An 11,960-nucleotide genomic window follows, 5' to 3' on the forward strand; every position below is an offset into this window, starting at 1 on the left:
AAAAGCAGGGGTTGCCCCCCGCCGTCATTTAATACAAGGTCTAATACAAGGACTAGTACAAGGTCTTTGGGATCTCAAAACTACTGAGTAGCTTAGAGGTAAATGGATTCACATTATCCCGGGTACGCAATCGGTAAGTGACATCGCCCTTATCAACCTCAAACTTATAATCGATACTGGTAGAGCTGCTGCCTGACATTCTGGCACTGTCCAGCAGTCTGAAAAACGCCCAAGGCCCCTCGAATACCAAAGATCTAGGCGAAGCATCGGTCTTACTCGGTACCAGTGTCAGCTTGCTTACCGCCGAGTCCCGTAACGTGTTGGGCCACACCAGCGCGACTCCACGATGAGGACCATGGGTATACTCGACAAATTGGCCATCGATGTTCATCACACTGCGGCGTTTATTGGGGCTCATCTGCAGTGTCTCCAAAGAAAACTCTACATCCAAATTACCCTTGGGATTGAAGAAGGCCTGCTGGATACGTTTAGCTTGCTCCAGAGACTGCAACACCTCTTTACGCACTAAGGTCGAATCATCTTTACTGAACTGATTCAGCGCATCGAAATTTTCTTCAAGAAACATCTTCATCTGATCGTTGTAGAAGTTGTTTAATGTGCCCTTAGGACCGAAGAAGCGTTCGAAATCATCGATAGAGACTTGTTTATTCGATTTAGGGTTAAACGGATAGCGTGAAGCCAGGTTTTGTTGAAAATCCTGGAATACTTCGTTATACCAGCGCACCTCTAAATGCTTGATGGCACTTTGCAGCACCACTTTCCAACTCTCACTGGCCAACTTACTCACCATGGCATCCACAGGTTTAGGCAAGCTTGTGGCAATACGCTCTAAGGCATAGATAGGATCGGCGTCGTTGAGTGTCAGGCGCTCCTGGGCCGCCTTGAGTGCAGCCTTACCCACATCCGGTGCGTCCTGAATCGATTTAAGATAGGCGTGCAATCGCTCAATAGACCCCATGACTTCGTCAAGGTAAGCGGGCTGCTTCCCTTCACCCTTGAGCAGATGGTTCAGAGCGGTAAAATCACTGTCTATCTTTGCCGCTATCTGATAACGGGGAGATTCCATGATGACATCACGGGCACTGGCATCATCCGGCATGGAGGGGAATAGCTCAGTGTTGGTGGTCAAGGTGTCTAACAAACGATTGATAGGACGATTGCTGATAGCAAAGTTATCAATCACCATGACCCCATGATTAATATCCCGAAAATCTTTCAATTCGAAATCATTGAGTCCCCTACGCCAAGATGACTTGTAATCTAAAGTATACTGATTGATGATCTTGTTTCTCAGGGCTATCTTGTCTGCATCACTGAAATCTGTCGTATCGGACTGACCCAGTACCCAACTGTCTATCAGCGCCAGATCTGCCACCGAATCAGACTTAGGAATAAAGTAGCGCTCAAACCCTTGCTTGCTGAGCAAACGGGGGATCTTCATCCCATCACCATGATTCTTTATCTCTTTACGCTCTTCAAACACCAGTTCATAGGCCGGTCCCGTGGCCAACTTCAGATCCAATGCCCCGCCTAACTCGGCCGAGGCCGATTGCCTAAGTTGCCTGTAGACCCTCTGTTCGATGGGCAAGGTGCTCAATTCCGCCTGAGTCTTAGCGATCAACTTATCGTATGATTTGAGTGTATCTTCCGCTTCTATGACGCCGGCTAACCTCATGGCCTGAAGATCCGTATGCAACAAAGCATAATCCAAATGCTCCATCAGCTGAGTCTGCAAGATGCGATCGCCTTCGTAAGTCTTCTGCCACACCTTAGAGAAATATGCCTTAACAAACTCATCCTGACGGCCGCTTTTATCCACCATCATGCGAAACACCCTGAGGATAGCCAGTTTTTCATTACTGTTCTGGGGCGCGTCAGACATGTCGATGGCAACTTGTTTAAGCAATGCCGGTAGGTAGCGGTATGACAATAACCTCAGGTAGGTCTCCTCTACTTTAGGGCCTATGGTGTGTCCCTGATAGAGACCGAAATCTGAGATCAATCTTGGCTTATCGCGGAAGAAACCAAACTCTAAGGTGGCTGCCCGTATGGTATTTAAGGGTGGTATGATGCTCTTACCCAGTAGATCGAAGCTGGAAAGTTCATTGAGTTCATTAAACTCGGTCACCTTGTTTAATACGGCATCCGCCTGCTCACCGTTGAGTAGATAATATCTGTGCCAGGTGCCGATTAAGAGGACTGAGGCTATGGTGCATGCCACAAAAGATAGGGTCATCAGACGACGTTTCTGTTTCGCCACCTTGAAATTATCCGATGCCAGTCCTGCCTCGGGATAGATGATCTGCTTAAACAGAGATTGAATGAAATAAGTCGTCGAGTTCTCACTCTTCTGGGCACTGTTGATTGACTCCCTCAGGCCATATCGACGTGAGGCACTGTCTACATAGGCATTAGTCGGCACACCTTGTTGATAAACCGAGGTGAAATAAACACCACGGACCAGTGCTGAGGTAGAAAATTGATCGCTGGCCAGCGCATCGCTAAAGAACTCTTGTAACACCTGATGAGAACCCGCTATCTGACGAGTAAAGCTATAGATGGCCGCCCGCTCTTCCTTATCACGGCACTGCAACAGTGCACGGGGAAGATGTGCATTGATACGCTCAATAAAACCAGAGTAGTCTTCATCGAACTCCTTGAGCCAACTGTCCAGATCGTTGACCGAATTGAGTGAGAAGGTGAACCCCATGATCTCATCTCTCTGGGCCTGATTGTAGTGGCGGAAGAAGGGCTCGAAGCCAAGCAAGAGATCTAATTTAGTTAAAGTGATATAGACGGGCAGACGTGTAGACAGGGTCTCCATCAATTCACGCAGACGAGTTCGAAGTAGTAAAGCATACGCCTTACGTTCAGACGTCGCCGAGCCGATAACGTTAGCCATATCCAGCGCCAACACCACACCATTGAGAGGCCTGCGACTACGGGTACTCTCGAGCCACTCGACAAAATTAATCCACAGACGCCTTGTCATCTCGCCTTCGTTACTGCCTTCCACCTTTTTCTGCGTCAGCAGCTCACCATCGGGATCGATAAGCACGGCATTATCACTGATCCACCAATCGAATGAGTAAGGGTTTTCAGACTTCTTACCCGAAGCGCGCATCACTGAGGAGAACACAAATTTCTGCCCCGAACGGTTTATCATACTGGTTTTACCGGCATTCTCGATCCCGAGCACCAGATACCAAGGTAAGGCGTAGAGGTAGTTGCGAGTGTTGAGACTCTCTTTGAGGCCTGACATTACATCATTAAGCTCGACCTCTTGACGCTCAACCATGCCCTTAATAGGATCATCTTTGAGCTGCTGAACCTTCTCATTATCTGCATTATATTGGTTCAATTTACGCCATTGAAAGAAGCCCCATAGGGCGAAACACGACAGCGAGAAGATAGTGCTGGCCACCACTCGGGAACCGACACTTTCGAGCACATGCTCGGAGTCAATCTCCAACCAAGGTCCAGCCCACCATATCCCCACATTGAGCAACACAAAAATGGCCACCAATAAAATGGGTAATGCCGATTTAAACTCTGGTAATAGCTTGATAAAAAATGATTTCAGCTTCGACCACATATACTTAATTCCCTGTACTTAATCCAAATTTGCTTTTTGTTTGAGGCGAGCCATTAGACCTGGCTCCCAGTCTGCCAGAGCCGTGCTATTGGCCTGCTCATATAAGATCCGATAATCGATATCGGCCATGGCTGACAGTTGATGATCGCTCTTGAGATCTGCTGCCAATAGGCGCAGATAAAAATTGTCTCTGGGCTCAGATGCCCGCTGCAGATGGTCATTGAGGCTGGCAAATGCCATGGATAAACCACCGGACTCGGCTAATTCCATCACCTCATTACCTTGCAGTTCCCATCCCTGGCCGCCACCATCTGCCGTTGCTCTGCCATAGCCTTGCTCAAGCCAGGCCTGAGTGTCCTTACTAGCAAAAGGCAATCCGCCCTTGAACGACATGTTCAACAACTTAGGTAACCTGTCTACAAAGGCGGCAGTATCTTCATGAATGGCCTTGGCCCACTGCGTTTGACCCAGCGCCACCGCGATACGGGCGCTGAGGTGATGGCCGTCGAGCCAGAACGGACTCAGAGTAAGGCTAAGCTCTACCCTTCTCAACAAAGCCATATCTGCGCCTCTCTCTAATTGACTCAGATATTCGCTGACTCTGTCGGCGGCGATCGGCATCAAACTGGTTTCCCCTGCGGCATTGGCATTCTCGGGCACTCCGGCCACGGAAAACCAAGTGGCAAACCTGCGGATTTTGAGACTGAGCCCGGTTCCAGTTTCAAATTCACTAATAAAATCAGCCACCTTAAGTAGAGTCTGCTTGGTCGCTTTGTCATTGCTAGAGTCTATTTCCAACTTAGGCGCGATGACTTGAGCCGTCGCAGTTGTAGAAGTGGTCTGACTCACGGCGCTGACTACTGTCGCCTTGGATTCACCTTGCTCAAACTGGCGAGTAAGACGCACCTTGAGCCCGTCGAGTGCATCAATTGGCAATTCCAGCCCTTCGGCCGTGTCCATTAACTCACTCAGCCAGCTCAGCAGTTGCGCTTTACTGTCCGGATCGCTAAATTGACTATCGAGGTTTTCACCAGCTTTAACTGTGCGCTGAACGATTTGCGCGAAGTACTTACGTCTAGGCAACACGCCTCTGGGACCAGGAGCCGGGAAACAGGTTTCCCAATAACACTTCATGAATTCATTGAGACTCGTCAATGACAGGCTGAATCTGTCGATACTGGCCTGATGTTGCAAGCACTGCATCAGGTAAGTGATCAACTTGAGATCTTTACTGCGGGTCTCAAGCAAGGTCATCACGCCGGATTCGACCTCCCCCCACTGCACTTCGCTATGAGACAGAGAACCTACCTTCATTAGCTGAGCTTCGACAAAGTCGAATAATGCATCATCGTGCAAGCGATCGCCCACTGGGCTTGCCGCACTGATGGGCTCGACTATTTTTTTAAGATATTGTTGTGACATATTATTTACCAGCGACAAACTTTTCGTAAGGGCGTGATCGCCTGCTTCAGCCCAGTGGTATCGAACTGCAAGCCATCAATCTCTTCGGTGTCTGAGTGTAATATCAGTGCGTTATCCGCCAACATGGACTTCATAACTTTAATGGCTGGCAGGCCACGTCCGGTTCTGAAAATATAACCTGAGTTATCGCTCTGCCAACGTTGGCCCTTACTGGCAGCGCTATTGACAGCTACCTGCATCGAGCCCGTTTCGAAATAGTGCGATAACACTATCTCCACCCGACTGATCCCATCGATACAACTCAACATCAATATGGGTCTCGGCGGCACTGCACCTATGGCAGAAGCGGTTAACCAGACATTGTCGTTATCCTCTTCACGACCGAGAAAGAAACTTGAACCAGCTTGCCTTTGCTCTTCGTTTTTTGTGGCACGTAACCACTCCACTGCATGTGTCGATGTCTGAAGTGCTGTGTGTTGTGCCATCAGAGGTGTTGCAAACACCTGATCGAAACAATATAAGCGTTCGAGTTTACTGGTGATGTTGACGCAAAGCTGGGCATCTTTGAGCACTTGTGGCGCTGCGTGACACATAGCCGGTAACAACAATAATCCTGTCAGGATCCATCCCTTCACCTGTGACATTATTCGTTTATCTCCAACTTTAAGCATTTATGCGAGAAGGTCCGTTTGGGCATGCCCAGACTCATGGCGGCCTTGGCCCTGTCGCCCTTAAATTTATCCAGCCTGTCACGGATCACCTGTCGTTCAAATTCCGCCACCGCGAGCCTAAGATCTTCGATATCACCAAAGTCTCCCTCAACAGACGAGATACATCCAATGTCGATTAACTCAGCAGATTCAAACTCGGGTAATGCAGATACCTCTAGCTCACCATGGTGACTCGTCAGGGCGCAGGCATACTCGATAATGTTACGCAACTCACGTACATTGCCAGGATAACTGTGACGCTTGAGTTTGAGCAGCGTCTCGTAACGTACCCCTGTGATCTCTCTCCTGTGGTGACGATTAAAACCATTGATAAAATGATTCACTAGCAGAGACAGATCATCGAGACGCTCATTTAACGCTGGCACATGAATGGGGAACTGGCACAGACGGTAGTAAAGATCTCGGCGAAACTCGCCGTCATCGACTCTCTGTTTGAGGTTCACATGAGTCGCAGCGACTAAGCGAAAATTTGAGTGTTCCTCTTTCGATGCGCCCAAGGCCCGAAAGTGGCCTGACTCGAGTACCCGTAATAACTTAGATTGCAGGTTAAGTGGCATATCACCGATCTCATCGAGAAACAGTGTGCCCTTATCCGCCTGGGCTATCAGTCCCCTCTTTTTGGCATGAGCACCGGAAAAGGCGCCCTTTTCATAGCCAAACAGCTCAGATTCAAGCAAGTTTTCCGGAATGGCGGCGCAGTTGATAGCAACAAATGGTTCATCATGACGCAAGGAGTGATCGTGAATGGCTTTGGCTACCAACTCCTTGCCAGTCCCGGTGGCTCCCTGCACCATCACGGACAGATCGGTACCCGAGACGCGTAAGATCTCACCCCGCAGCTTATACATTTTATCAGCTTCGCCCACCAGAACCTGTGACAGGGCCTTAAGGCTCTTCTGATGACGAATTTCATCCTTGGCTTGGGACAATGAGTCGGCAAGAAAACTGGCTTGGCCCGACTGACTCGCCACGGTACTGAGCAGCTGCCAGTGGCGCATAAATACACCACAGTAATGTTGCCATTGCTGATCCTGTAACATCTCCTTAGTATCCGCCACCGAGACCGCAAAAATCAGCAAGCCAGAAACATGCCTGTCTTGGATCAAGGGAAACATCAGCAGATTGATCTCCTGAGGAAGTCCTGACACCAGCTGAACAAACTTAACTTCCTCGCGCCAGTAAGCCAAGCTAAAATAATCCAGCACCATAGGCTTACCCGTCTGTAACACATGGGCAAAAGGATGACTAAAATCAGTGACATCCCATTCGGCCTGGGGATCAACCTTGAGGCAGTTATCAGACCTAAACTGCGACAGAATTAAGCGTCGACCATCCACAGAAGGCACCAGTAAGACACAGTCACTCAGGCCCAGCTGTTGCTGTAGCGTCTCCATCAACTGAGCCGTTAACTCATGCTTTTGGGTGCATTCGAGCAGACTTGAGGTCTGCTCTAGCCACTGCTTACTGGTCACTAACTAACCTCTCCAACAAACTCACCATGATGACACGCTAAACGGATCTCATTCACGGACTGCTTATTGGCAAGCTTATTGAGTAATGCCAAGGCGATGGGAGGTAACATCTGCCCATCTATGATGGCTTCAAGCATACGAGCACCGTTTTCAGTGCGGCCGGTACGATTGATTATTTCATCGACAAGCGCCGGGTCGCACTCTACCCGCGCCTTGTATCTGAGCTCGAGTCGCTCAGTCAGGGCGGCGAGTTTAGACTCGACTATCTGTCTTAATACGGCTTCACCTAATGGCAGATAAGGCACTATCTCCATGCGCGCCAGCAGAGCAGGCTTAAAGAAATCGGCTAACTCAGGATAAAGCTTATCTTCCAGGACCTCCGGCTCATCGGCATGCTCGACTATGGTCTGATAGCCTAGGTTAGAGGTCATAAAGAAGAGAATATTCTGGCAATCTATTAAACGCCCCTCGCCGTCGGCCAGCTCACCCTTGTCAAATGCCTGATAAAAGAGATTGAGCACATCGGGATGGGCCTTCTCCACTTCATCGAGCAACACGATAGAGTAAGGCATTTTCCTGATAGACTCGGTCAGGATCCCCCCTTCGCCGAAACCCACGTAACCTGGAGGCGAGCCTATAAGGCGAGATACCGTATGCTTCTCTTGATACTCAGACATATTGATGGTGGTCAAAAATTGCTTGCCGCCATATAACTGCTCGGCGATCTGGATAACCGTTTCGGTTTTACCCACTCCGCTGGGGCCCACAAGCAAGAAGGCACCTTTAGGTCTCCCCGCCTTGCGCAGATCGGCGCGCGCCGTCAGCATATTTTTATGCAAACGGGAGATGGCAATTTCCTGTCCCTTAACCGATGCACTCAGAAGTTCTGGTAAATGAGTGATTTTATGCAGCTCATCACTGTTCATCTGTTCAACAGGAACACCTGTCCAATCGGCGATCACTGCGGCTATCTGCTGTTCATCCACCTGAGGGATAATGAGTTTATGAGCCTGACTCATCTCATCGAGCACAGACTCTATGGCCTGAAGTTCGCTGCGCAGTGTTGAATCATCCGTTTGTTCATCCTCGAGTATCGCTTGCCTCAAAGATATGATCTTCTCGACGATCTCCTTTTGCTGATACCAAGATGACTCGAGCAGCTGATATTCTTCACGGGCAGTGGCGATATCTTCAGCAAGCTTAGTCAGATACTCCTCATCCACGGCCTGACCTAGATTGAGCTGGCGGGTCAAAAGCGCCACCTCAACTTCTGTCTGGTGGATCTGCCCTTCTAATTCAGCCAAACGACGAGGCGGAGAGCTAAGATTGATGGCGATGCGAGCACATGCAGTGTCCAGCACGTCGATGGCCTTATCTGGCAGTTGACGGCCCGAGATGTAACGATTAGACAGATGCGCCGCGGCTTTCAGCGCGCAATCTTGTATCAACACCTTATGAGCCGATTCATAGACGCCGTGTAGACCGCGCATGATGGTCACAGCCTGCTCAGGTGTCGGCTCATCGAGTTTGACCAATTGAAAACGTCGGGTCAGCGCCGGATCTTTCTCGAAGTACTTCTTATATTCTTTCCAGGTCGTGGCACCTATGGTGCGCAGCTCGCCGCGGGCCAATGCAGGCTTAAGCAGGTTAGCCGCGTCGCCGCCCCCCTCCTGATTACCCGCGCCAATCAAGGTATGTGCCTCATCGATAAAGAGTATGATGGGCGTCGCCGATAGCTTAACTTCTTCTATCACGCCCTTGAGGCGCTTCTCAAACTCACCTTTCACCGATGCCCCCGCCTGTAACAGGCCAAGATCTAAAGAGAGAAGCTCGACCCCCTTGAGTGAGTCCGGCACCTTGCCAGCGACTATTCGCAACGCCAGTCCTTCGACCACGGCGCTCTTACCCACACCGGCATCACCCACCACTATGGGGTTGTTCTTACGACGCCTGGACAGGATGTCGATCATCAGGTTGATCTCATCATCTCGGCATAAAACCGGATCCAGCTCCTCATCACGGGCCTGCTGAGTGAAACTGCTGGTGAATTTATCCAGTGCTGAGTTTGCCGTCGCCACAGCTTGAGTTTGTGGTTGACTCGATTGACTCTCAGACTCAGAAGAGCTTGCGGTCAACGCATCGAAGTCTTTGCGCAGGCTTTCACGATTGATATCGGCGAAATAGTTTGTCAGCTCAAAAGGCAAATAACGACTCGACTGCATCAGCGCTGCAATAAAAATCGCGCCGGATCTCAACTGAGTCTGTCCCAGCTCAGTGGTGGACAGTAACCAGGCATCCTGAAGTAGCTCCACCAACAAAGGCGAGAATGACGGATAAGTATCTAAGCTCTCGCCCCTTGGCAAAGCCTCCCCGAGTACCGATTTGAGCTCGTCTAAATTACAATCGGCTTGCTTAAGGATCACCCTCACATCTGACAGGGGATTTTCCAATAGGCTATATAGCAGATGCGCTAAAGTTATCTCTTCATTTCTTCTGCTGATACAGAAAGAAGCGGCCTCTTCCATGGCTAATTTATTGATAGGATTTAATTTAGTAATGAGCGTACTCAATTCTATACGGATCATAAAACGTCCTTAATTTAAGATCTGATAAAGTTTGTCCAACACGCCGGCAGACTTATTGGCAAGGGACACAGAATAAAAGATGAAGATCACGGTTAGCATGGCAAAAAATCCTGCAAACACGGTCCAAATGGGCATCTGTCTGCCGATCTGAAAGCGGGTATTGACCACATGTTCGGTGGCACTGGTGAGCAGCTGTGGCTCCTCCTCCCTTAAGTTCCTTAAGGTCTCAAACAGGCGATTGACTATCTTGTCAAACTCTTCTCGCCCATTAGCCATGACCTTATATCTGCCTTCAAAACCCAGGCAGAAACACAGATAGATGAACTCAAGCAACTCCTGATAGGTTCCAGGCTCAGTCTCCAGGCGTTGTAAAATGCTGAAGACTTTCTCGCCGCCCCAAGTTTCATTATGAAATCGGGTCAAGAGTGAGTGTTCGGCCCAGACACTATCGGCTCCCCAGGCGGTGTTCATCACGGCCTCATCGATAAAGCAGCACAGCACATAGCGATAAGCCAATATAATGGCACGGTCATAACCGGACTCGGTGAGCTCTGCTTCTATTGCGGAGATATCATCGACACTATTATCGTAAAGTTGTTGCACATCCTGTAAGTCCGCCAGTTTCCTGACCCTGAGCACCATGCCAATCAAAGGAGACGCCGCATCTATCAGTTGATTGATGTTGTCGCCGCGCAATTGGAACCAATACTCTTTATCGGCGTCGATATTGCTCACTTCATCGAACAAGACATCGTCCAGTTGTTGCTCGGTGAGGGATTGTTTCTGTGGTTTCATCGCATTAACTCCTTATTGCCCAGAACTGAAGTTCCAGCTCCGGGAAATCACCGGCAACGTGGAAGGCAAAACCACTGGAATGATTCAGCATCTGCCATGATGGGCTTGAGCGGTCTAACTGAAAGTAGGTATAACCTGCGTGATACGGTAACTGCCTAGGAGCGACAGGCAGAGGCGTCAGACCCACACCCGGTAGTTGCAGTGAAATAAGTTCACGGATTTTCTCAACCGAGGCAATTTTGGTCTGCTGAATAAACAATTTCTTCAGCTCCTCCAATGGGATCTTGGCTCGAACCGCCAGGATAAAGTCGGCATCCTTGATGAGTTCAGGATCCTGAACCGGCGCTACCATCAGACCATACTTACGCTTATGCAGCTGAAGAGACACGGCTTTTGGCTCGAGAACGATACTCAACGACTGACGCAACATGGACATCAGCAGTGAGAAAGACTTTACCGGCATGTCATGATCATAGGGGCTGAATGTGGGGGCTAATCGGCTGTCGTCGGTGAATGAAAATAATTCACCACAAATACTGACTAACTGCAGATAAAGCTGCTCCGGATGCAGGCTTTTTAATTGAGAAATATGTTGCAGGATGGGCTGCATACGGTTCAGTGACTGGAGTAGCATGAAATCGGACACATCTGCCACACCACCTTGACTGGGAGACCCGATACGTTGAGCGATATTTTTTGCTCGTTCGCGCATCATACCCGCCATCTCACCGATGAAACGGTGCAGAAATGGCACCCCGACAACATTGAGATTACAAGGAATAAAATTGGGGTCCAGTACCACACTGCCATCGGGACGCTTTTCCAATATCTTAGCGATGGCTACCGAACTATAGGCACTACGATCTTCCTTCTCCAGCATCAAGCGCATATGCAGCGGACTCACTTCTATTGTAGAAAAATCCCCCTGTGAGCTGTGTAAATCACGTACTTCGTGGCGGCGCATCACATAGCGGGAATTACCAGACTCTGAGGTTTCGGCTACCTCGGTTATCGAATCACTGCGAAGGGACAAGGCCAGGTAAACAATCTGGTTAGCCAGGGATCCATCCACGACCTCCAGGGCATTAGGGAGGAGATCTTCCTGAGGCATATTAAACACAGTGCCATCGGGCATCACTCCCTTGGCTCTTTGTATGGCGATACGACCGAAACTCAGGTACTCAGGATTCAATTCCAGTTCAGAAATTCCATATAGATATCCGTTTACCGAAGACAACCTCACATCGGTAACATATTCAAAATATCTTTGCTGCTGCTGAAAATGTTGTGGTTTGATGAATAGACCTTCGGCCCAAATTACTCTATTTCTTGACGACAT

Annotated in this window: 7 protein-coding genes; all 7 read right to left on the minus strand. The window is 49.3% G+C overall.

Features of this window, described 5'->3' with window-relative positions:
• Positions 1 to 52: 52 nt before the first annotated feature.
• Genes tssM through tssK form a run of 7 tightly spaced genes read right to left on the minus strand, consistent with a single transcriptional unit; the run spans position 53 to position 11,960 of the window.
• Complete coding sequence (tssM, locus tag sps_RS05140; RefSeq protein WP_077751548.1) at positions 53 to 3,616, minus strand: type VI secretion system membrane subunit TssM; 3,564 nt, start codon at positions 3,614 to 3,616, stop codon at positions 53 to 55.
• 18 nt (positions 3,617 to 3,634) lie between these two features.
• The gene (tssA, locus tag sps_RS05145; protein WP_077751549.1) at positions 3,635 to 5,038 is read right to left on the minus strand and encodes a type VI secretion system protein TssA; all 1,404 of its coding nucleotides are present in this window, start codon (positions 5,036 to 5,038) and stop codon (positions 3,635 to 3,637) included.
• Positions 5,039 to 5,043: 5 nt separating this feature from the next.
• Positions 5,044 to 5,682, minus strand: a complete 639-nt coding sequence (vasI, locus tag sps_RS05150) for a type VI secretion system-associated protein VasI (RefSeq protein WP_169915686.1) — start codon at positions 5,680 to 5,682, stop codon at positions 5,044 to 5,046.
• On the minus strand, positions 5,682 to 7,241 hold the full coding sequence (locus tag sps_RS05155; RefSeq protein ID WP_077751551.1) for a sigma-54-dependent Fis family transcriptional regulator: 1,560 nt from the start codon (positions 7,239 to 7,241) through the stop codon (positions 5,682 to 5,684). The genes vasI and sps_RS05155 overlap by 1 nt, the downstream gene beginning before the upstream one ends.
• A complete protein-coding gene (tssH, locus tag sps_RS05160) occupies positions 7,241 to 9,826 on the minus strand; it encodes a type VI secretion system ATPase TssH (protein WP_077751552.1) in 2,586 nt (861 codons plus the stop codon). The genes sps_RS05155 and tssH overlap by 1 nt, the downstream gene beginning before the upstream one ends.
• A 9-nt stretch (positions 9,827 to 9,835) precedes the next feature.
• A complete protein-coding gene (icmH, locus tag sps_RS05165; RefSeq protein WP_077751553.1) occupies positions 9,836 to 10,621 on the minus strand; it encodes a type IVB secretion system protein IcmH/DotU in 786 nt (261 codons plus the stop codon).
• A gap of 4 nt (positions 10,622 to 10,625) precedes the next feature.
• Positions 10,626 to 11,960 (minus strand): type VI secretion system baseplate subunit TssK, encoded by a 1,335-nt coding sequence (gene tssK, locus sps_RS05170; RefSeq protein ID WP_077751554.1) that lies wholly within the window; start codon positions 11,958 to 11,960, stop codon positions 10,626 to 10,628.

It is taken from the genome of Shewanella psychrophila, from assembly GCF_002005305.1.
Taxonomy (GTDB): Bacteria; Pseudomonadota; Gammaproteobacteria; order Enterobacterales; family Shewanellaceae; genus Shewanella; species Shewanella psychrophila.